We start from the raw sequence: 21,170 nt of genomic DNA, 5'->3' as shown, positions 1-21,170 counted from the left end.
CCGGGCCGGGGGCTCAGTCCCGGCGGGCCAGGGCGACCGCCGCCGTGGCGAGGAGCGCCCCGGCCGCCAGCGCGCCGCAGCGGGAGCGCCAGGAGAGGACGGACCAGCGGGACTCCGCGGAGAGCAGGGAGCCGAGGCTGGCCCAGGAGCCCACGGAGAGGACGGAGGCGGCGGAGCCGACCGAACCGACCGACAGGAAGGAGCCGACCGAGCCGATCGACAGCGTCGAGCCGACCGACCCGATCGACAGGAAAGAGTCGCGGGAGCAGAGGGACCAGCGGGAGCCGTGGGTGCTCATGGGGCGATCCATGGACCGATCGTAGGCACGGACGGCTATCCGGCGCAGGCCGGAATGAATTCCAGTCCCTCCGGCGTGCCGAAGCGGACGACCGCCATGTACGCCTCCGGATAGTCGCACCCGACGTCGGCCCATTGCAGCGCGAAGAACGTCCACACGGCGAAGCCCGCGAGCAGCCACCAGCCCCAACTCTTCGACATGCGGGGCCCGTACCCGCCGGGGCGGCGGAGGAACCGGTTCCCTCAGCCGCGAGGGGTGACGGAGCCCGCGTACACGTTCTGCGGGGTGATGACCTCGGTGACCGCGCGGGCGACGAGGGTGGAGGGCTCCTGGCCGCCGCTCAGGGAGTCGGTGTTGAGCATCAGGACCAGGGTGGCCCGCTTCGACGGGAGGTACACGGTGACCGTCTCGTACCCGGGGATCGAGCCGTTGTGGCCGATCCAGCCGCCGGTCTTCAGGATGCCGAGCCCGTACGTGGTGCCGGGGAAGCCCGTGGGGAGGGTCTTCATGCGCTGGGCCTGCGTCGCCGGACCGAGCAGCTTCCCGGTGGCGACGACGGGCGCCCAGCGGCGCAGGTCGTGCAGGTTCGAGACCATCGCGCCGGCCGCCCACGCCCAGCTCGGGTTCCAGTCGGTGGCGTCGGCGACGGCGCCGGTCGGGGTCTGGTCGGTGTAGCCGCGGGCGTGCGGCTCGGGGAAGCGGGCGTCCTCCGCGAGGAAGGAGTGCCGCAGGCCCGCGGGGCGGATCACGCGGTCGTGGAGGACTTCGGCGAGCGGCCGGCCGGTGACCTTCTCCACCACCATGCCCAGCAGCACCAGGTTGGAGTTGGAGTACTGGAACGCCGTGCCCGGTGCGGAGGTGTTCGCGTGCCGGTAGCCGTACGACAGCGCCTCCCACGGCTCGAAGGGCCGCTCCGGCGCGTTCAGCAGGTCGCTGACGAAGGCGGGGTCGGAGGTGTACGGGAAGAGGCCGCTGCGCATCCCGGCGAGCTGCCGCAGGGTGACGGCGTGCCCGTTCGGCACGCCCCGCACGTAGTCGTCGATCGGGTCGTCCAGTCCGACCCTGCCCTCGTCGACGAGCTGGAGGAGGGCGGTGACGGTGAAGGTCTTCGTCTCGCTGCCGATCCGGACGTAGGTGTCGGCGGACATCGGCGCGCCCGTCCGCTCGTCCGCGACGCCGGTGGCGCGCACGTAACAGCCCTTCCCCGGCAGCCACACGCCGACGACGATGCCCGGGATCCCGGCCGCCCGCCGCACCTTCTCGACCGTGGCGTCGAGGCGCCGGGTGAGGGCGGGCCCGAGGCCGCCGCCGTCCTCCGGGCAGTCGCCGGAGTGCCGTACGGGGGCGGGGACGGGCGCGGGGACGGGTGCGGCGGTCGCCGGGAGGGCCGCCGGGGAGAGGACGGCGGCCGCGGCGAGCAGGGCGGTCGCGAGGAGTCCGCGGCGAGGGGCGGGGCGGGGGGTGTGGCAAGGAACGGGGTGGGGGGTGCGGCGCGGGAGCATGGAGGGGCCTTCTCGGGGACGGGGGAGGTGCGGACGCCGCCAGATCAGCACCTCCGGCCGTGCCGACGCCCCGCCCGCCGGCGGGCGGGACGTGAGTCCACTCGTTCGGCGCCGCCGTCGTGGCCGTGCCGCCGGACCCTCCGGCCGGCACCGGGGGCCGGGGGACGGTCCCGCGCGGGTGCCGGGCCGGTCTCCTCTCCGTCCAGGTGACGTCGGTGGCGCGCCCGCAACCTTGCTCCCGCCGGGACGTTGCACCACGTGCACCCCTCACCCCTCCGCCGCCGCAGGGAGCCCTCCATGCCCGAGCGCCTCGTTCCCGCCCCCGCCGCCGGAGCCCCCCGCGGAAGGGGGCGGAGGTGAGCCGCGGGGTGCTGGTGGGACGGGCGCCCGCGCCGGGCGAGGTGGCGGACGCGTACGACGCGGTGGTGGTCGGGTCCGGGGCCGGCGGGCTGACGACGGCGGTCTGCCTGGCCCGGCAGGGGCGGAGGGTGGCGGTCTTCGAGAGGCACTACACCGCGGGCGGTTACACCCACGCCTACCGGCGGCGCGGCTGGGAGTGGGACGTCGGCATCCACTACGTCGGCCAGCTCGGGCGGGGCGAGCCGGTCCGGGTGCTGTCGGACTACCTGACCGGCGGCGCGCTGCGCTGGGCGCCGCTGGGGGACCCGTACGACGAGTACCGGCTGGCGGGCGAGACGTACCGGGCGCCCCTCGGCTTCGACGCCCACCGCGCCGGTCTGATCGCCCGCTTCCCCGCCGAACGGGCGGGCATCGAGGCGCTGTTCCGGCTGTTCGAGCGGTGCCGGGCGGTGCTGCCCGCGCTCGCGCTCGGCCGTCTGACGGGCCCGGTGGCGCGGCGGCTGGCCCGCCTCCTGAAGACGGCGGCCGTTCCGCCCGAGGCCCTGCGGCCGGCCCGGGAGGTGGTGGAGGGGCTGGTGCGCGACGAGCGGCTGCGGCAGGCGGTCCTCACGCAGAGCGCGCTGCTGCTGGCCGACTCCACCGCCCGCCTGCCGTTCTTCCTCCTGGCGGTGCTCTTCGAGCACTTCAGGACCGGTGCCTGGTATCCGGTGGGCGGCAGCGCCGCCATCGCCCGCGCGATGGCCGGACCGGTCCGCGGCGCCGGCGGCGAGGTCTTCGTCCGGACGCCGGTCGCCCGGATCGAACTGGACGGCGCGCGGGCGACGGGCGTGCTGCTGGAGGACGGCACCCGGGTGCGCGCCCCCGTGGTGGTCAGCGCGGCGGGCGCCCGCCACACGTACCGCACCCTGCTCCGCCGCCCGTCACCGGCAGAAGGGAACCTTCCCTCACCGGCAGAAGGGGACCTTCCCTCACCGGCCCACGGCGACCGCCCGTCACCGGCCGACGGGGGCCGTCTGGCGGGCATGCGCGACGGGTTCCCCTTCGTGCTGCTCTTCCTCGGCCTCGACGGCGATCCGGAGGAACTGGAGCTGCCCCGGCACAACCTGATGGTCACTGACGGCGACTGCGACGCCTTCTTCGAAGGCCGCGGCGGGAGCACCAGCGGCCTCTTCCTCTCCTTCTCCTGCGCCAAGGACCCGACCTGGAGCACGCGGTACCCCGGCCGGTCGACCGGCGAGGTCCTCGCCTACGTCCACCCGGACCTGTTCGCGCCCTTCCGGGGCTCGCGGTGGCGCCACCGGGACCCGGCCTACCTCGCGCTGAAGGCCGAGCTCACGCACCGGCTGCTCGACGAGCTGTACCGCCAACTGCCGCGCACCCGGGGGCGGGTGGCGTACCACGAACTGGGCACTCCGCTGACGGCCGAGCACTTCGCCGGCTGGCCCGGCGGCAGCCTCTACGGGCTGGCCAAGGACGTCGCCGCCTTCGGCGGCGGCGGTCCCGGCCTCGCGGACTGGCTCCGTCCGCGCACCGGCTTCGAGGGCCTGTACCTCTCCGGCCAGGACGTCCTGGCCGGCGGTTTCCTCGGCGCGGTCACCGGCGGACTGCTCGCCGCCCACGAAGCCCTCGACCGCACCGGCCGGGCCCGGTTGTGGGCGGACCTGCTGAGGCACGGGGTCCGTCCCCCCGCCCCGGCGGCGGGCTGAGGGGCGGCCGGGCGGCAGGGGCGGGCGGCAGGGCCGGGGGGTCGGGCGGCAGGGGCGGGCGGCAGAGCCGGGGGGTCGGTCAGTCGATGCGGACGATCTGGAACGCCTCGGCCATGCGGCCCGGCGGCAGCCCGGCGGCCGCGGCGTGCTCGGCGAGCCAGGTGCGCAGGAGGCCCGCCAGGTCGTCGAAGTGGGCGGTCTGCGAGGTGTGGATGCGCAGGGCCTCGACCTTGCGGTCGAAGACGCGGGTGACGTCGACGTACTGGTTCGGGGTGGGGCCCGTCATCAGCCACAGCTCGTGGACGGTCCACGGCTCCAGGCCCTCCTCCTTGAGGAGCGACGGATGGGCGAAGGGGTTGCGGGCCTCGGGGTAGACGGCGCGCAGACAGGCGTCGCCGACGGCCCGGTGGTCGGGGTGGAGGTCGGCCGCCCGCGCCCAGTTGATCTCGGGGGAGGGGACGACCATCCGCTGCGGGCGGACCTCGCGGACGACCCGGCACAGGTCGCGGCGGAGCTCCACGCCCGGCTCGACGAAGCCGTCCGGGTAGCCGAGGAAACGGACGTCGGCCACGCCGCTGAGCTTCGCCGAGTGCACCTGCTCGGCGCGGCGCAGGTCCGCCATCGCCTGCCGGGGGAGCAGCGGGTCGTAACCTCCGGCGCCGCCGTCGGTGACGATGCAGTACGTGACGCGGGTGCCGCGCTCGATCCACTGCATGACGGTGCCGCTCACGCAGAACTCGATGTCGTCCGGGTGCGCGGCCACCACCAGCAGTGATTCCGGTGCGCTGCGGACGGTCGGGTCGGTCGCCAAGTCCTCCATGCGTCCAGCCTGTTGGGGGCCGGAGGGGCGTCGCAAGGCCAAGCCGTGGCGTGAACAGGACATGGCACTTACGCGCCATTCAAAAAATTGGTAGATTCAAATCATTGAGCTGATCCCGTAGAGGCACGCGCGCCGACGGGCTCGCGGGCCTACGGACTCACAGGCCCACGGACCCACGGCCTTACGGACCCACGGCCTTACGGGCTCACGGACTTCGGACGACGACGACACGGAGGCGACCGGCATGTGCAGGATCCTCGGCTCCATCTCCTCCCGGGCGGACCGCCCCGACCCGGCCGCCCTCGCCTCGGCGTCGGCCCGCCAGCGCCACGGCGGCCCCGACGAGCACCGGGTGCTCAGCGGCCCCGGCTGGTCCCTCGGCTGCGACCGGCTCGCCATCACCGACCCCCGCGGCGGCCGGCAGCCCTACCGGCTGCCCCACCTCCCCGGCGTCCTCGCCGTCCTCAACGGCGAGATCTACAACCACGCCGAACTCCGCCGCGCCCTCGCCGCCCGCGGCCACCGCTTCCCCGACCGCTGCGACGGCACCCTCCTGCCCGCCCTCTACGCCGAGCACGGACCGGCCTTCGCCGAACACCTCGACGGCATGTTCGCCGTCGCCGTCCTCGACCTCAGGCCCGGCCGGGCTCGACTCGTCCTCGCCGTGGACGACCTGGGCATGAAACCGCTCCACCTCCACCACGACCCCGAGGACGGCTCCACCCGCTTCGCCTCCGAGATCCCCGCCCTCCTCGCCTTCGACGGCGTCCGCGCCACCCCCCGCGACGACTCCCTCGACACCGTCCTCGCCACCCGCACCTCCTTCTCCACCGCCACCGCCCTCAAGGGCGTCAGCGTCCTCCCGCCCGGCGCCACCGCCGTCGTCCGGCCCGGCGCCGCGCCCCTCGTCCGCCGCCGCGGACCCCACCGGGCCGCCCCCGTCGGCGACACCCAGGACGTGCTCCGCCACGAGGTCCGCCGGCTCGCCGCCGCCGACGTCCCCGTCTGCGCCGTCACCAGCGGCGGCCTCGACTCCGGACTCGTCACCGCCCTCGCCGCCGAACACGCCCGCGAGACCGACGCGCCCCCGCTCCACACCTTCCACCTCACCTACCGCGGCAACTGGCCCGGCTCCGAAGCCGCCCACGCCCGCGCCGTCGCCCGCCGGGCCCGCACCGTCCACCACGAGATCGCCCTCGACCCCGCCGAACTCCCCTCCCTCCTCACCCGCACCGTCCGCCACCTCGGCCAGCCCAACGCCGACCCCATCACCCTCTCCACCTACGCCCTCTTCCGCGCCGTCCGGCACAGCGGCTTCACCGTCGCCCTCACCGGCGACGGCGCCGACGAACTCTTCGGCGGGTACGACCGGATGGCCGCCGCGCTCGCCGCCCCGCCCGGCGCCGACTGGGCCGCCGCCTACACCGACGCCCTCGCCGCCGCGCCCCGCGTCCTGCGCGAACACCTCTACACCGCCGACTATCGCGCCCACATCGCCGACACCGGCTCCGCCGCCGACCGCATCGAGCAGGAACTGCGCTCCGCCGAGGCCGTCGGCGCGGACCGGGTCACCGCGACGACCGCCCTGGAGACGCGGTGGCGGCTGCCCGCGTACCACCTGCGGCGCGTCGACCACCTCTCCATGGCGTGGGGCGTCGAAGCCCGCCCGCCCTTCTGCCAGCCCGCCGTCGTCACCCACGCCCGCGCACTGCCGGCCGCCGCGCGCACCGGCAAGCGGGCCCTGTACGAGGCGGGCGCCGAGCTCCTCCCCCGGACGGTCCTGCGCCGCCCCAAACAGCCCTTCACCCTCCCCGTCGAAGCGATGATCGCCCCCGGCGGGCCGCTCCTCGACACCGTCCGCGAACTCCTCTCCCCGGCGCGGCTCGTCCTCGGCGGCAAGCTCCGCGCGGACCGCGTCGCCCGCCTCCTGGCCCGGCAGCTCGCCCGCCCCGACCGCCGGGACGCCCAGACGCTCTGGGCCCTCGCCGTCCACGAGCTGTGGACCGACATGATCCACACCCTGAAGACCCCCACCGACTGTGCCGCGGCCTGACCCCCCGCCGTCCCCGCGCCCCGCGCCCCCGCCCCCGTGGCGCGGGCTGCTCGTGCGGGCCCATGACGCGCCGGGGGTCACGCTCGTGGTGCGGGCGGAGGGGCTGGGGGACGGGGTGCTGGGGGTCGCGGGGGAGCTGGCGCGGCTGGCGGGAGGGCCGGAGAAGATCGCGTTCTACGGGGAGGCGCCGGACGGCGGGCTGCGGTACCGGTTCGTGCAGGCGATGCCGGGCGGCGGGTTCGACTTCCGCGCCGGCTGCGGCCACTCCCTGCTCGCGTGCGTCGTCGCGTACGGCGCCCCCGGTCCCGTGACGGTCCGCTCGCTCACCACGGGGGACACGGTGCTGTGCGAGCCGGAGCCGGGCCGGGGCGCCCACACCCTGCACTTCCTGCGCGCCCCCGACGCCCCCGGCACGCTTCCGACGGGCCGCCCCAGGGACCGGCTCCTGGGCGTGCCGGCGAGCCTCGTCTCGTACGGGAACCCGTACGTCTTCGTCGACGCCCGGCACGCCCGCACCCGTCCGCACCTGCTGGCGCTCCGCGCGGAGGCGGCCCGGCTGCTGGGCCATCCGCCGGGCTCGGCGCTGCCGAAGATCGCGGCGGTGGGGGAGGCGCCGGACGGCGGGCTCTCGGTGCGCGCGCTCACCGTCGGCGGCTGGCACCCGCGCCTCGCGCTGACGGGCGCGGCGGCGCTCGCGGCGGCGGGCGCGCTGGAGGGGACGGTCGTCCCGCCGGTCCGGGGCCCGGTGCGCACCCCCGGCGGCACCGTCACGGTCTCGGCGGGCCCCGACCGGGTCTCCGTGCACCACAAACGGGCCACGGTGACGGGCACGTGGGAACTGCCCTGGCGTATCCACGCAAAGGCGTGAACGCGCACCCCTTTCGCCGGGGCCCGGACTCCCCGCCTCTGCCACGCTGAAAAGGACAGGTCGTCAAATGCCTTGTCCGGCCGTATTCGTGGGGAGAGCAGACGCACATGAAATTCGAGAACCTGCGTGTCGTCGTGACCGGCGCGTCCCGCTATTTCGGCCGCGCGCTCGCCGTCGGATTCGCCCATCTCGGGGCGGAGGTCTATGTGTCGGCGCGGACGGTGGAGGCGGCGGAGCGGACCCGGGCCGAGGTGATGGGTTCGGCACGCGACCGCATCCACGCCTTCGGCTGCGATCTCAGCAGGCCCGCCGAGATCCGGGAGTTCGCCGCCCGCGTGGGCGAACGCACGGACCGCGTGGACCTGTTGGTGAACAACGGCGCGCGCTGGCTGGACGGCATGGACCTGGAGTCCGCGAGCGACGCCGAGATCGTGGAGACGATCGAGTCCACGGCCGGCGGCACGGTCCTCATGGTGAAGCACTTCCTGCCGCTGCTGCGCGGCTCGCTGCGGCCCGACATCGTGAACATGGTGGCGGTGCGGGACGCGGAGGGCGCGTCGGCGGCGGCCGCGGGCGCGGCCCACGAGGCGTTCTGGGCGGCGAAGAGCGCGCAGGCCGGTTTCGCGGACATCCTGGCCCGCCGGCTGCGGCCCTCGGGCGTGCGGGTCTTCTCCCTCTTCCCGCCGGACTTCTCGACCTCGGACCCGCGCTTCGCGGAGTGGGACGGCTCGCACCCGAGCGGCATCGCGGCGGACGAGAAGCTGACGACGCAGGCCCTCTTCGAGTGCATCGTCTACGCGGTCGAGCAGCCCCGCGACTGCTTCATCCGCTCCTTCCACTTCGAACCCCGCTGACCCCGGCCCGTACCCGGCCCGTGCCCACCCGGCACCCGCCCCGCTCCCTCCTCGTACCCGCCCCCGCACCCACCCCGCCGAACCGCCCTTTCCTGCCGACGCTCAGGAGGCTTCCGTGAGCACCCCCGTCTGGATCACCGCGACCCCGCCCGCCACCCACGGCGAACTCCACATCGGCCACCTCGCGGGGCCGTACGTGGCAGCCGACGTCCTGACCAGATACCTGCGGGCCGAGGGCGAGCCGGTCCGCTTCACCACCGGCACCGCCGACCACGCGAGTTCCGTCGAGGTGCGGGCGCTGCGGCTGGGCCGCAAGCCGGAGGAGGTCGCGGAGGGGTACCGGGCCGCGATCGCCGCCGACTGGCTGCGGTCCGGCGTGGAGTTCGACCACATCGTCCGGCCCCGCCGCGACAAGGGGTACGGCCGCTGGGTGCGGGAGCTGTTCGCGAAGCTGTACGCGCAGGGGGTCATCGCCCCGCGCACCCGCCTCCTGCCGTACTGCGAGCCGTGCGGCCGCTGGCTGCACGGCTCGCACGCCACGGGCTCCTGCCCGCACTGCGGGGCGGCGAGCGGCGGCGGGATGTGCCACGAGTGCGCGCGGCCCAACGACGGCGGGGACCTGATCGGGGCGCGCTGCGCGGTCTGCGAGACCCCGGCGGTGGCGCGCCGCTGCCGCCGGCTCTACATCCCCCTGGAGCCGTTCCGCGACGTGCTCGCCGACTACTGGGCGGCGGCGGGCCTTCCGCCGCGGCTGGCGGCGCTGTGCGAGTCGCTGGTGGAGGACGGGCTGCCGGACATCGCGGTGGGGCAGCCGGCCGACTGGGGCCTGGAGGTGCCGGTGGAGGGCTTCCCCGAGCACCGCATCGACGGCTGCTTCGAGGCGGCGGCGATGCACCTCTTCGGCTACGACACGGAGGGGCCGCTGCCGCCCCGCGCGATCCACTTCTGCGGGTTCGGGCACTCCTTCTGCCACGCGGTGCTGCTGCCGGTGCTGCTGCTCGCGCAGGACGTGAAGCTGCCGCAGGAGTTCAACGTCAACGAGTCCTTCGTGGTCGAGGAGGGGGTGCGGGAGGGCAACGCGTGGGCGCTGGACCTGCTCACCGAGTACGGCTCCGACACCCTGCGCCGGCACGTCCTCCAGGCCCGTCCGCTGGGCCGCCGCACGGTCTTCCGGCGGGACCGGCTCGCGGCGGCCCGCCGCGAGCTGGACGAGAACTGGAACGGCTGGCTGTCCCGGCTCTTCGCCGCCGTCCGCGAGGAGTGCGGCGGGCTCGCCCCGCAGGCGCTGCCCGGCGGCACCGGCTGGGAGGTCCTGGAGCGGCGGCTGCACCGGGCGGTGGACGACCTGCGGGAGGCGTACGGCCCCGGGGCGTTCGACCCGCGCCGGGCGGTGGCCGTCCTGGACGAGATGGTCCGCTCGGCCGCCGACTTCGGGTACGTCAACGCCCACGAGCGGTGCCGCCCCACCACGGCCTGCCGCCATCTGCCCGCGCTGGCGGCTCAGTTGGCGGTGGCGTCGGCGCTGACGGCGTGGGCGCGGCCGGTGATGCCGGAGGGCGCGGACCGGCTGGCGGCGGCGCTGCGGGTCGAGCCGGGGCGCCCGGTGGACTGGCACGCGCTGATCCCCCCGCTGCCGGGCACCCGCCTCGCCCCGCCCTCGGGCCCGGTCTTCGGCTTCTGACCCGCCCCCGCCCTTTTCCGGCCAGGGCTTCTAAGCCACTAAGAAGACGCCTACTTCCGCCGACGCTTCCCAGCACTTCCCCGGCACTTCCCCCGGTACTTCCCCGGTGCTTCCGCCGGGGGAGGCGCCGGTGCTTCCTCCGGTACGTCCGCCCGCCGCGTGGCCCGGCGCGCCCCGCGCGGGGACACGCGGCTCCCCACCCCTCACAGGAGCCCCTCGTGTCCCTGCGCGTCGCCATGCTCAGCGTCCACACCTCCCCGCTCCACCAGCCCGGCACCGGGGACGCCGGAGGCATGAACGTCTACATGGCCGAACTCTCCCGGGCCCTCGCCGAACAGGGCGCGGAGGTCGACCTGTTCACCCGCCGCCAGGACCCCGCCGAGCCCCGGACCGCCGATCTGGCGCCCGGGGTGCGGGTCCGGCAGGTGGCCGCGGGCCCGCGCCGGCCGGTGGCCAAGGAGGCGGCGGCGGACCTGGTGCTGCCCTTCGCCCTCGGCCTCTTCCGGCAGGGGCGGGCGTACGACCTCGTCCACTCGCACTACTGGCTGTCCGGGCAGGCCGGCCGGATCGCCGCCTTCGGCTGGGGCACGCCCCTGGTGCACACCGCGCACACCCTCGCCCTGGTGAAGAACGCCCACCTGGGCGAGGGCGACGCCCCCGAGCCGTGGGCGCGGGTGCACGGCGAGCGGCAGCTGGCGGCGGAGGCGGACCGGCTGATCGCCAACACGGCGGACGAGGCGGACGCCCTGCGCACCCTGTACGGGGCGGACCCGGCCCGCACCGAGGTGGTGCGGCCGGGGGTGGACCTGCGGACCTTCGCCCCCGGCCCCGGTCCGGACGCGGGGCGCGCGGCGGCGCGGGCCCGGCTCGGCCTGCCGGCGGACGCCTTCGTGCCGCTGTACGCGGGCCGGATCCAGCCGCTGAAGGGCCCGGACGTGCTCGTACGGGCGGTGGCGGAGCTGCTGCGGGCGGCGCCGTGGCTGCGCGCCCGGCTCCTGGTGCCGGTGATCGGCGGGCACTCGGGGGCGGGGGAGCGGGGAGGGGTGGAGCGGCTCGCGGCGGAGCTGGGGGTGGCGGACGTGCTGCGGCCCTGTCCGCCGGTGCCGCAGGAGCGCCTCGCGGAGTGGTTCCGGGCGGCGGACGTGGTGGTGGTGCCCTCGCGGAGCGAGTCCTTCGGCCTGGTGGCGGCGGAGGCGCAGGCGTGCGGGACGCCGGTGCTGGCCTCGGCGGTGGGCGGTCTGCCGACGGCGGTGCGGGCGGGGGTGACGGGGCTGCTCGTCCGGGGCCACGACCCGGCGGAGTACGCCCGCAGGCTGCTGTGGCTGGTGGTGAACCCGAGGGCGCTGGCGTCGATGGGGGTGGCGGCGGCCGGCCACGCCCGGGGGATGAGCTGGCGGGTCGCGGCGGCGCGGACGATCGAGGTCTACGAGGACGCGCTGGCGCGGGTGGGGCAAGGGCGGCGGCACGCCCCTGCCCCGGCGGCCCCTCCCTCCTGGAGGAACGAGAGGGCCGTCGCACCAGTCTAGCATCTCTTTTGGTTCGACCAAAGGTTAGACGGGTCCAGGATCTGTGAATTCCGTTCCGTGCGGGGCGCATTGACGCACTCACGCCATGGCGGGTCCACGCATCGGGAATCCCTGGATTCGCCCAGGAGCCGCCGACAGAATGGAGATGTCTTCAGGGGGAACCCGGCGGCACGGGCCCCGGAGACGGAATTCGAAGGTCAACTCCTGGAGGAATCATGAACGCCCGCCCCAACGCCGGCCTGCGCACCACCGCCCGCCAGTTCGCCCTCGCCCTGACGGCCTGTCTGGCGGTGGGCGGCGGCGCGGCCCTGGTCGTGGCCCCGCAGGCCGCGTCGGCCCCCAGCCACACGGTGGCGGGCGTCGCCGGAGACCCCCTCCCCACCCCCACCATGACCACGACCGAGGACAACGGCTGGAACCGCCCGACGCCCGCCCCCACCGGCAACTAGCCCTCCGGCACCCCGGGCCCCGGCCGCCCGCGCCGAACCTGCCGCGAGAAGCCCCGCGATTCCCTCCGGAATCACGGGGCTTCTTCGCTTTCCCCCGGCGAATTCATGCCGGGAATTCCCGCCGGCCCGTTCCCGTGGCACGTGCCACCCGCGCGCGGGGCGGCTCAGTCCAGCCAGCCCAGCCGGACCGCCCGCACCCCCGCCTCGAACCGGCTCTGCGCGCCCAGCTCCTGCATCAGCTCGGACAGCATCCGGCTGACCGTCCGCAGCGAGACGCCGAGGGTACGGGCGATCTTCTCGTCCTTCATGCCGTCGGCGAGCATCCGCAGCGCCGCCCGCTGCTGCTCCGAGAGCCCGTCCCCGCCCCGGTCGGCGCCCACGTCGTGCCCGAACGGGGCGGCCATGTGCCAGCAGTGCTCGTACAGGCCCAGATAGGAGCCGACCAGTGCCGGGCCGCGCACCAGGATCGCGCCCTCGGCGGCGTTCTCCGGGCGGATCGGCACCATGGCGAACTGCCGGTCGGCGATGATCATCGTCATGGGCACGTGCGGCGACAGGCGCACCTCCACGCCCACTTCCACGCGGCGCGTCAGCATCTCGGCGACCTCGGGATGGCTCGCCGCGTGCCGGCTGTAGACGGCGCGGACCCGCACCCCGTTCTCGATCTGCCGCCGGTCGCGGCTCAGCACGCGCTCGGCGACCTCCTGCACCAGCGAGGTCGGGTGCATGGAGACCAGGTCGGACTGGATGACGTCGGTGATGTCCTCCAGGACCTGCTGGATGCGGCGGTAGTCCGTCAGCTGCTCCACGTCGGCCCCGGCCCGCAGGGGCGAGGCGCGGAAGACCGTGCCGGCGAGCGTCTCCAGCGTGCTGTACGCCTGGTCCGCCTCCGCCAGGTGTTCGCGCAGCCGTTCCCGCTCGCGCTCCAGGAGCCGCAGCAGCGCGATCTCCGGGTCGATGGCGGCGACCGTGTCGAGGTCGGGCCGCCAGGCGCCGGTGCGCAGTGCCTCGCGCTCGGCGTGGGTCGCGGTGGTGGGGGCGATCAGCCCCAGGGAGACCAGTTCGTCGCGACATCGCTCGTACTCCTCGGCGGCGAGCCCGAGTTCGGCCGACACCTCGGCGAATCCGGCCACCCCCCGGCGGCGTAACTCCTGGTAGACGGAGAGGAGCCGGGCGTCCGGAGGCGGGGCCGGGAATGCCTTCGGCCCGGTGCCGGGCGCTCCGCCCGTGGCGTCGTCGGTCGCGGCCATGGCTCGTTTCCCCTTCGTCGTCGTGGAACCACCGTGCGGGACCGTCAGGCTACGCGGCGCGTCCGGATGCCGCCCCTGCCGGAGAGCCGTACGGTCTCCGCGAACGACCGTACGGGAAGGGCTTCTTGGGGAGGGGCCGGGCGGGAACGGGAGACCGGGGGCCTAGGGGGAGGCGGGCTCGTGCGGCTCGTGGGGTTCGCCGTCGAGCAGGCCGAGCCGGGCGGCCTTCACCCCGGCCTCGAAGCGGCTGGCGGCGTCGAGTTCCTGCATGAGCTCGGAGATGAGCCGGCTGACGGTGCGCAGCGAGACGCCCAGGTTGCGGGCGACCTGCTCGTCCTTGATGCCGGAGGCGAGCATCCGCAGGGCGGCGCGCTGCTGCTCGGTCAGGCCGTCGCCGCCGTGGCCGCCGGGGTCAAAGTGGCCGTACGGGGTGGCGGCGTACCAGCAGTAGTCGTAGAGGGCCCGGTAGGAGCGGACGAGGCCGGGGCCGCGGGCGAGGATCGCGGCCGAGCCGGGGTCGTGCGGATCGGTCGGCAGGAGGGCGAAGTTCTCGTCGGCGAGGACCATGTTCATGGGGACGACGGCGGACAGCCGCACCTCCACGCCGAGCGCGGCCCGTTCGGCGAGGTGCTGGGCCATCTCCGGCACCTGGCCCACCCGGTGGCTGTACATGGCCTGGACGCGGACGCCGCGGGCGGTCCGCTCGCGGTCGCGCTCCAGCTCCCGGGGCATCTCCTCGCGGCGCACCGATCCGGTGAGCATCGAGTGGACCGAGGAGCGGACCGTGTCCGTCAGGTCGGCGAGCTCCCGGCGGATCCGGGCCCGGTCCTCGACGATCTCCACCTCGACCTCGGAGCCGGGTTCCATGCCCGCCCGCAGGAAGGGGCCGGCCAGGGTCTCCAGGGTGGTGTGCGCGCGGCTGGTCTCGGCGAGCCGGTTCTCCAGGCGCTCGCGCTCGTGCCGGAGCAGCCGCAGCAGGGCGACGTCGGGGGCGACCGCGGCCGGTGCGGAGGTCCGGTCCCCGGCGGGTTCGAGCAGGCCGAGGGCGGTCAACTCGGCGCGGCACTCGTCCCGTTCGGCGGGGGTGAGGTGCAGGCGGCGGGCCGCGTCGTCGAAGGAACCGCCGGGCGTGCCGCGCAGCTCCTGGTAGAGCGCCAGGGCCTGTTCGCTTCCCGTACGCGCTCCGGCGGCGTTCTTGGACACGACGCAGCAGACTCCCCTCGGATCGCGCGGATCCCGTTGAAACGCCCAGCCAGACCCTGCCACAGATTCGAACGCGCCGCACGGGTTCCCGTGCTTCCGGGCGCCCTCGCGGGAGGCGGGGCCGCTTTCAGGAGGCGGGGTCCGCCTCCCGGCAGTCGGGGCAGAGCCCCTTGAAGACCAGTTCGGCGTCGCCGGTCCGCCAGCCGGGCAGGCTGCCGCGCGGCGGGACGGGGACGGGCGCGTCCACGTTCTCCACCCGGCCGCACCGCACGCACAGGGCGTGCTGGTGGCGGGGGCCGGAGATCTCGAAGACGGCGGGCAGCCCCGGCCGGTCGAACTTGCCGACGAGGCCGGTCTCCTGGAAGTGCCGCAGCATCTCGTAGACGGCCTGGCTGGTGAGGGTGCCCAGGCGCTCGCGGGCGGCGGCGGTGATCGCCTCCACGTCGAGGTGGCCGCCGGCGGCGAGCACCGAAAGGACCTCCAGGCGCGGCCCGGTGACCCGCAGGCCCACGTCCCGCAGGCGCTGGATCACCGCCTCGCGGCCGGTCAGTTCTTCCACGGCTGCCATCTTCTCCGCCCGCCACCTGGTCGGCTCAAACGTTTGTGGCCATCGTACCTCTTGCCCGTCCACGCCGTCAGGCGTCCGTCGGCCGTCCGCCCCTCCTCCGCCCGCGCCCCGGCCCTCAGTCGTCCGGGCGGCAGACCAGCAGCACCGACTCCGTGCGGTCGTCGATCCGCTGCCGCCGCCGGCCCTCCACGCGCAGCCCCGCCGCGTGCAGTTCGGCCGCGAGCCGGTCCTGGTCGACGATCCACTTGTCGGTGGTCAGCACGGCCCGCTCCGAGGAGACCTTCCCGGTCCGCGCCGTGCAGTAGGTGATCCGCTCGCTCATCGACGCCAGGTCGAAGACCTGCCGGGCCACCACCCACTCGTCGATCCCGTCGAACCTCGGCACCTGGAAGGCCCAGGTCCGGCGCGGCTCTGCGATCAGCCCCGGCAGCAGGTGCGCGGTGTAGTCCAGGGCCAGCGCGCCGCCCGACTCCAGGCGGCCCGCGACCTCCCGCAGCAGCCCGGGGCGCCGGGCGGGCGGGACGGCCGAGACCATCGCGCCCGCCAGCAGCGCGAGCCGGTAACTCCCGTCCAGCCGCAGGTCGTCCAGCTCCGCTCGCTGGGTGCCGACCAGACCGGCCACGTGGGGGCCGATCCGGCGGGCCCAGGCGTCGAGGCGCTCCAGTGCCGAGGCGTCCCGGTCGACGGCCTTCACGGCGAAGCCGTGCCGGGCGAAGGGGACGGCGAGCCGCCCCGCGCCGGAGCCGAGGTCCAGGACGGGTCCGCCGGTGGAGCGGGCGAGGCCCAGGTAGCGGACGATGTCCGCGCTGTGCGGGCCGAGCAGGGCGTCGTGCAGCCAGACGGAGCCCTCGTCCACGGCGGAGACGAACTCCAGGCCGGGCAGGGCGTCGGGGGTGATCCGCACCCCGGCCCCGGGGGCCGGCAGCGGCTCCCGGTCGTACCGGGACGGCAGGACCGGCGCGAGCGCTGCGGGCACGGCGGGCAGGGAAGTGCCGCTCGGGGTGTGCATCCGCTCCTCCAGGGGCTCGCGCGGTCCATGCCGTCCGGGGGCGGGGTTCCCGTGCCGCCGGGACCGCGCCGCTGCGACCATCCTGACCTGGGGAGCGAGCCCCGATCCACCGGATCGGGCTGCGTGAACACGCGATGGCGTGGATCTGCCACGGACGCGCGTACGAGGACGGGGGCGGTGCGGGAGCCCGTACGGCGGGCACGGCCACCGGGCGGGTGCGGGCCCGCGGCGGGGGCCCGTGCGGGTACGGGCACGGGGCCGGCCGGGTCAGACCGTGCGGCTCCAGCGCTTCGGGCCCAGGGCGGTGAAGCCCCGCTCCCGGTAGAACGGCAGCGCCGGGTCCGCCTCCACCGGCAGCTGCACCCGCTGCTCGCGGGCCTCGTACCCCCGGCTCCGGTCCGTCGCCGCCGCCAGCAGGGCCGTGCCGACCCCCCGCCGGCGCGCGCCCTCCTCGACCGCCAGCGCGTACAGCTCGCCCTCGCCCGGCACCGGGACCCCGCAGGCGGCGGCGCCGACGAGCCGTCCCGCACCGTCCTCCGCGACCAGCCAGCCGAGCCAGCCGGGCGCGCCTCCCGGAATTTCAATTTCCGCGCGTATCCGGGGCAGTGCGCATTGTGCGGACACCAGCCGGCGCAGCGGGATTTCCTCCAGCATTCCCGCATAGCTGCCGCGGATCACGTCGGCGAGCAGCCGGGATATCGTCGTCGCGTCGCCGGCCGCTGCCGTACGGACGCCAGCGAGCTGCATCGGATCTGTACCCTTCGCCGTGTCGAGCCGGAGCCCCAACGTACCCACAATAGCGACCGGTCCCGCACCGCGTGACCGTTGCGAAATCTACGAATTCACTTAGTAAATAGGCGTGTTGGTCCGGCCCATTAGGCCGGGAAGGAACAACAGGCGATGACGAGCGGAGCCATCGCGCCGGCCCCCGCGCCGATCGTCAGCAGGCCCCGGAGCACGGGATGTCCGGCGCTGTGCGGGGTGAGGATCCGGCGCATCCGGAGCGCGGCGGAGGGCCCGCCGGCGGCGAAGGCGGAGCGGGGCGCGCGGCCCGCCGCGAGGGCGTAGAGCGCGGTGGCGAGCGCGTCCCGGGTGCAGCGGCGCAGCGCCCGGTCGTCGGCGGCCATCTCCAGGAGCAGCGGGACCGCCGCCGAGCCGTGCCGGGCGAGCGGCAGCCGCCGGAAGACCGCGCCGAACGCCTCGGCGGCGGCGACGAGCAGATGGTGCCGGCCCGCGATGTGCGCCCGCTCGTGGGCGAGGGCGGCGGCCAGCTGGGCGGGGGTGAGGGCGTCGACGGCCCCGGAGGAGACGACGACCCGGCGGCTGCGGCCCGGCAGGCAGTAGACGGCGGGCCGCTCGTGGTCGAGGACGACGGCCCGCAGCTCGGGGTCGTACCGCCCGATCAGGCGCAGCACGGCCCCGTGCGCGCGCCGCGCCCGGCGGGCCCGCAGCAGTCCGCGGGCGAAGGCGGCGGCCGGTACGGCGAGGACGGCGGCGGCCACGGCGAGCGCGGCCAGCTCCCGCCCGCGCAGGGCGAGGAGCTGCCCGGGGGAGGGGAGGCGGAGGGCCAGCACCATGTCGGCGAGCCGGTGGCTCGCCTCGTTCGGCAGCACGAGCTGGGCGGGCAGCAGGGCGCTCGCCACGGCGAAGACCGCCCCGCAGGCGGCCCAGACGGCGAGCGCGAGCCGGGGCACCTGCTGCGTCCACCGGGCCCGGACCAGCAGCCACGGCACCACGCACCCGGAGACCAGTCCGAGGCCGAGCGGCACGAGGGCGTGGTGGTTCATGCCGCGCCTCCCCGGGAGGCCGTCTCCCGCGGTCCCCCGGGTTCGCCGCGGGCGGTGCGGAGGGCCGCGTCGAGGGCGGCCACGTCCTCGTCGGAGATGGCCTCGACGAAGCGGAGGAGGGCGGCGGGGCGGTCGCGGCTGTCGCCGAGGGCGTCGCGCATCAGGCCGGCGGTGTACTCCTCGCGGCTGCGGACAGGCTCGTACAGCCAGGCCCGGCCCGCCTTCTCGCGGCGGAGCCAGCCCTTGCGGTGCAGGATGTCGGCCACCGTCATGACGGTGGTGTAGGCGACCCGGCGGTCGCGGTTGATGTCGTCGACGAGCTCGCGGACGGTGGCGGGCCGCTGCCAGGCCCACAGCCGGTCCATGATCTCGGCCTCCAGCTCTCCCAGCCGGCGCACGTGCATCCCCTCCCCTTGCGGGCGCTGTCATCGTAGGGGTCGCACACCAGCCCGAGGTATACCCCCCAGGGGTAAAATGCCGGGTTCGCGCCCCTCCCGGAAAAGCCCGCCGCCCCCGTGCGGCGACCCGCTTCCGCGGGCCCCCGCACGGGGGCGGTGGCGTACTCCGTCAGGTCCGTGCCGGAACCTGTACGGGTCCGGAACGGGTCCGGCCCGGGCCCGGTACGGATCCGGCTCAGGTCCTGATCAGCCGGGCGATCGCCTTCGACGCCTCGCCGACCTTCACCTTCGCCTGGTCCCCGCCGGCGGCGATCGCCTCCGTGACGCAGCAGCTGAGGTGCTCGTCCAGGAGGGCCACCGCGGTGGACTGGAGGGCGGCGTTGATGGCCGAGACCTGGGTCAGGACGTCGATGCAGTAGACGTCCTCGTCGACCATCCGCTGCACCCCCCGGACCTGTCCCTCGATCCGCCGGAGCCTTCTGATGATGTCTTCCTTGTGCTGTACGTAACCGGCCACGGCGGGCTCCCGTCACATCAGTGGAGAAGGGGAGGGGGTCACTTATCCGCGGCCTGGAAGCCGCGCAGCCGCAGGCTGTTGCCGACGACGAAGACCGAGGAGAAGGCCATCGCGGCGCCCGCGATCATCGGGTTGAGCAGTCCGGCCGCTGCGAGCGGCAGGGCGGCCACGTTGTAGGCGAAGGCCCAGAAGAGGTTCGAGCGGATGGTGCCGAGCGTCCTGCGGGAGAGCCGGATGGCGTCCGCCGCGGCCCGCAGGTCGCCCCGTACGAGGGTGAGGTCGCCGGCCTCGATGGCGGCATCGGTGCCGGTGCCCATGGCCAGGCCGAGGTCGGCCTGGGCGAGCGCGGCGGCGTCGTTGACGCCGTCGCCGACCATGGCGACCGAACGGCCCTCGGCCTGGAGGCGCTTGACGACGTCGACCTTGTCCTGCGGCATGACCTCGGCGATGACCTCGCCGATGCCGACCTCGGCGGCGACGGCCTCGGCGACCGCCTTGTTGTCGCCGGTCAGGAGGATCGGGGTGAGCCCGAGGCCCTTGAGCCGGCGGATCGCCTCCGCGCTGGTCTCCTTGACCGCGTCGGCGACCTCCAGGACCGCGCGGGCCTCCCCGTCCCAGGCGACCGCGATGGCCGTCTTGCCGGCCTTCTCCGCCGCTTCCTTCGCGGCCCTGAGGCTCGCGGGCAGTTCCATCGCCCACTCCTCCAGCAGCTTCTCGCGGCCGACGAGGACGGCGTGTCCCTCGACGACGCCCTGGACGCCGAGGCCGGGGATGTTGGCGAAGTCCTCGGGGGTGGGCAGGGTGCCGGCCTTCGCGGCGGCGCCGGTGGCGACGGCCTGGGCGATCGGGTGCTCGGAGGAGTGCTCCAGGGCGCCGGCGAGGCGCAGGACGTCGGTCTCGTCCGTACCGGCGGCGGTGTGGACCTTGATGAGGGTCATCCGGCCGGTGGTGACGGTGCCGGTCTTGTCCAGGACGATGGTGTCGACCTTGCGGGTGGTCTCCAGGACCTCCGGTCCCTTGATCAGGATGCCGAGCTGCGCGCCGCGGCCGGTGCCGACCATGAGGGCGGTCGGGGTGGCCAGGCCCAGGGCGCAGGGGCAGGCGATGATCAGGACGGCGACGGCGGCGGTGAAGGCGGCGGTCAGGCCCTGGCCGGTGCCGAGCCAGAAGCCGAGGGTGCCGAGCGAGAGCGCGATGACGATCGGCACGAAGACGGCCGAGATCCTGTCGGCGAGGCGCTGGGCGGCGGCCTTGCCGTTCTGCGCGTCCTCGACGAGCTTGGCCATCCGGGCGAGCTGGGTGTCGGCGCCGACGCGGGTGGCCTCGACGACCAGGCGGCCGCCGGCGTTCAGGGTGGCGCCGGTGACGGAGTCGCCGGCGGAGACCTCGACGGGCACGGACTCGCCGGTGAGCATGGAGGCGTCCACGGCGGAGGAGCCCTCGACGACGGTGCCGTCGGTGGCGATCTTCTCGCCGGGGCGGACCAGGAAGCGGTCGCCGACCTGGAGCTCGGAGGTGGGCACGGTGGTCTCGCGCCCGTTCCTGATGACGGTGACTTCCTTGGCGCCCAGCTGCATCAGCGCCTTGAGCGCGGCGCCGGCCTTCCGCTTCGAGCGGGCCTCGAAGTAGCGGCCCGCCAGGATGAAGGCGGTGACGCCGGCGGCGGCCTCCAGGTAGATGTTCCCGGCGCCGTCGGTGCGGGCGATGGTGAACTCGAAGGGGTGGGTCATGCCCGGCGTGCCGGCGGTGCCGAAGAACAGCGCCCACAGGGACCACAGGAACGCGGCGATCGTGCCGACCGAGATCAGGGTGTCCATGGTGGCCGCGCCGTGCTTCGCGTTGGTCCAGGCGGCCTTGTGGAAGGGCCAGGCGGCGTAGACGACGACCGGCGCGGCGAGCGTGAGGCTCAGCCACTGCCAGTACTCGATCTGGAGCGCGGGGACCATCGCCATGGCGATGACGGGCACGGCGAGGGCGACGGCGGTGATCAGCCGCTGCTTGAGCGGCCGCAGCTCCTCGTCGGCCTTCTCCTCGTCGGAGGGGCCGTCCCCGCCGGGGGTCTCGCCCTTCGGCGGCGCGGGCTCCTCGGCGGTGTAGCCGGTGGCCTCGACGGTGGCGATCAGGTCGGCGACGGAGACGCCGGCGTCCGCGCCGAAGGTGACCTTCGCCTTCTCGGTGGCGTAGTTGACGGTGGCCTCGACCCCGTCCATGCGGTTGAGCTTCTTCTCGATCCGGGCCGCGCACGAGGCGCAGGTCATGCCGCCGATGGCGAGCTCGACCTGGGCTGTGCCGGGGGTCGTCGTGGTCATGAAACTGCCTCT

Annotated in this window: 20 protein-coding genes; 7 read left to right on the top strand and 13 right to left on the bottom strand. The window is 75.1% G+C overall.

From position 1 onward, the window contains the following. Nucleotides 1-13 precede the first annotated feature (13 nt). From IE326_RS10050 to IE326_RS10040, 3 genes are read right to left on the bottom strand one after another with little or no spacing between them, the layout of a single operon-like run. Complete coding sequence (locus tag IE326_RS10050; RefSeq protein ID WP_170313850.1) at nucleotides 14-310, bottom strand: hypothetical protein; 297 nt, start codon at nucleotides 308-310, stop codon at nucleotides 14-16. A 23-nt stretch (nucleotides 311-333) separates the two neighbouring features. Then, nucleotides 334-498 carry a hypothetical protein gene (locus IE326_RS10045; protein WP_190041329.1) on the bottom strand — a complete coding sequence of 55 codons (165 nt, stop codon included), beginning with the start codon at nucleotides 496-498 and terminating at the stop codon, nucleotides 334-336. A gap of 42 nt (nucleotides 499-540) precedes the next feature. Beyond that, nucleotides 541-1,800, bottom strand: coding sequence for a serine hydrolase domain-containing protein (locus IE326_RS10040; RefSeq protein ID WP_190041328.1), 1,260 nt, complete (start codon nucleotides 1,798-1,800; stop codon nucleotides 541-543). 356 nt (nucleotides 1,801-2,156) lie between these two features. Here IE326_RS10040 and IE326_RS10035 point away from each other — a divergent pair, with 356 nt between their 5' ends. Further along, a complete protein-coding gene (locus IE326_RS10035) occupies nucleotides 2,157-3,866 on the top strand; it encodes a phytoene desaturase family protein (RefSeq protein WP_190041327.1) in 1,710 nt (569 codons plus the stop codon). Nucleotides 3,867-3,945: 79 nt separating this feature from the next. Here IE326_RS10035 and IE326_RS10030 read toward each other — a convergent pair whose 3' ends face one another. Further along, complete coding sequence (locus tag IE326_RS10030; protein WP_150230309.1) at nucleotides 3,946-4,686, bottom strand: PIG-L deacetylase family protein; 741 nt, start codon at nucleotides 4,684-4,686, stop codon at nucleotides 3,946-3,948. A 244-nt stretch (nucleotides 4,687-4,930) separates the two neighbouring features. Here IE326_RS10030 and asnB point away from each other — a divergent pair, with 244 nt between their 5' ends. The 6 genes from asnB to IE326_RS10000 all read left to right on the top strand — a co-directional run bounded on the left by asnB (nucleotide 4,931) and on the right by IE326_RS10000 (nucleotide 12,117). Next, on the top strand, nucleotides 4,931-6,739 hold the full coding sequence (asnB, locus tag IE326_RS10025) for an asparagine synthase (glutamine-hydrolyzing) (RefSeq protein WP_150230312.1): 1,809 nt from the start codon (nucleotides 4,931-4,933) through the stop codon (nucleotides 6,737-6,739). A gap of 52 nt (nucleotides 6,740-6,791) precedes the next feature. Next, nucleotides 6,792-7,607 (top strand): 2-methylaconitate cis-trans isomerase PrpF family protein, encoded by an 816-nt coding sequence (locus IE326_RS10020; RefSeq protein WP_150230314.1) that lies wholly within the window; start codon nucleotides 6,792-6,794, stop codon nucleotides 7,605-7,607. Nucleotides 7,608-7,714: 107 nt separating this feature from the next. Beyond that, a complete protein-coding gene (locus IE326_RS10015; RefSeq protein WP_150230316.1) occupies nucleotides 7,715-8,461 on the top strand; it encodes an SDR family oxidoreductase in 747 nt (248 codons plus the stop codon). 115 nt (nucleotides 8,462-8,576) lie between these two features. Further along, nucleotides 8,577-10,142 carry a class I tRNA ligase family protein gene (locus IE326_RS10010; RefSeq protein WP_150230318.1) on the top strand — a complete coding sequence of 522 codons (1,566 nt, stop codon included), beginning with the start codon at nucleotides 8,577-8,579 and terminating at the stop codon, nucleotides 10,140-10,142. A 236-nt stretch (nucleotides 10,143-10,378) separates the two neighbouring features. Continuing rightward, complete coding sequence (mshA, locus tag IE326_RS10005; protein ID WP_190042199.1) at nucleotides 10,379-11,668, top strand: D-inositol-3-phosphate glycosyltransferase; 1,290 nt, start codon at nucleotides 10,379-10,381, stop codon at nucleotides 11,666-11,668. Nucleotides 11,669-11,883: 215 nt separating this feature from the next. Then, the gene (locus IE326_RS10000) at nucleotides 11,884-12,117 is read left to right on the top strand and encodes a hypothetical protein (protein WP_150230321.1); all 234 of its coding nucleotides are present in this window, start codon (nucleotides 11,884-11,886) and stop codon (nucleotides 12,115-12,117) included. 164 nt (nucleotides 12,118-12,281) lie between these two features. Here the strand turns inward: IE326_RS10000 and IE326_RS09995 are convergent, their stop codons facing one another. From IE326_RS09995 to IE326_RS09955, 9 genes are all read right to left on the bottom strand, one after another. Next, entirely contained in the window at nucleotides 12,282-13,367 is a 1,086-nt protein-coding gene (locus IE326_RS09995) for a helix-turn-helix domain-containing protein (RefSeq protein ID WP_150230324.1), read from the bottom strand. Between the two features lie 162 nt (nucleotides 13,368-13,529). After that, complete coding sequence (locus IE326_RS09990; RefSeq protein ID WP_150230326.1) at nucleotides 13,530-14,570, bottom strand: helix-turn-helix domain-containing protein; 1,041 nt, start codon at nucleotides 14,568-14,570, stop codon at nucleotides 13,530-13,532. Between the two features lie 127 nt (nucleotides 14,571-14,697). Further along, nucleotides 14,698-15,138: a Fur family transcriptional regulator gene (locus IE326_RS09985; RefSeq protein ID WP_229915274.1), complete on the bottom strand. Its 441-nt coding sequence runs from the start codon at nucleotides 15,136-15,138 to the stop codon at nucleotides 14,698-14,700. Between the two features lie 115 nt (nucleotides 15,139-15,253). Next, nucleotides 15,254-16,147, bottom strand: a complete 894-nt coding sequence (locus tag IE326_RS09980) for an SAM-dependent methyltransferase (RefSeq protein ID WP_190041326.1) — start codon at nucleotides 16,145-16,147, stop codon at nucleotides 15,254-15,256. A 267-nt stretch (nucleotides 16,148-16,414) separates the two neighbouring features. Beyond that, nucleotides 16,415-16,894 carry a GNAT family N-acetyltransferase gene (locus tag IE326_RS09975; RefSeq protein ID WP_150230334.1) on the bottom strand — a complete coding sequence of 160 codons (480 nt, stop codon included), beginning with the start codon at nucleotides 16,892-16,894 and terminating at the stop codon, nucleotides 16,415-16,417. A gap of 128 nt (nucleotides 16,895-17,022) precedes the next feature. After that, nucleotides 17,023-17,934, bottom strand: a complete 912-nt coding sequence (locus tag IE326_RS09970; protein ID WP_150230337.1) for a M56 family metallopeptidase — start codon at nucleotides 17,932-17,934, stop codon at nucleotides 17,023-17,025. Continuing rightward, nucleotides 17,931-18,332: a BlaI/MecI/CopY family transcriptional regulator gene (locus IE326_RS09965; protein WP_190042198.1), complete on the bottom strand. Its 402-nt coding sequence runs from the start codon at nucleotides 18,330-18,332 to the stop codon at nucleotides 17,931-17,933. Before IE326_RS09965 ends, IE326_RS09970 begins: the two co-directional genes overlap by 4 nt. 235 nt (nucleotides 18,333-18,567) lie before the next feature. Next, nucleotides 18,568-18,849, bottom strand: coding sequence for a metal-sensitive transcriptional regulator (locus IE326_RS09960; RefSeq protein ID WP_030749685.1), 282 nt, complete (start codon nucleotides 18,847-18,849; stop codon nucleotides 18,568-18,570). 38 nt (nucleotides 18,850-18,887) lie between these two features. Continuing rightward, nucleotides 18,888-21,158, bottom strand: a complete 2,271-nt coding sequence (locus IE326_RS09955) for a heavy metal translocating P-type ATPase (protein ID WP_190041325.1) — start codon at nucleotides 21,156-21,158, stop codon at nucleotides 18,888-18,890. Nucleotides 21,159-21,170 lie beyond the last annotated feature (12 nt).

Source organism: Streptomyces filamentosus (genome assembly GCF_014654895.1).
Lineage (GTDB): Bacteria > Actinomycetota > Actinomycetes > Streptomycetales > Streptomycetaceae > Streptomyces > Streptomyces filamentosus.
This window is presented reverse-complemented; position numbering and strand designations above follow the sequence as displayed.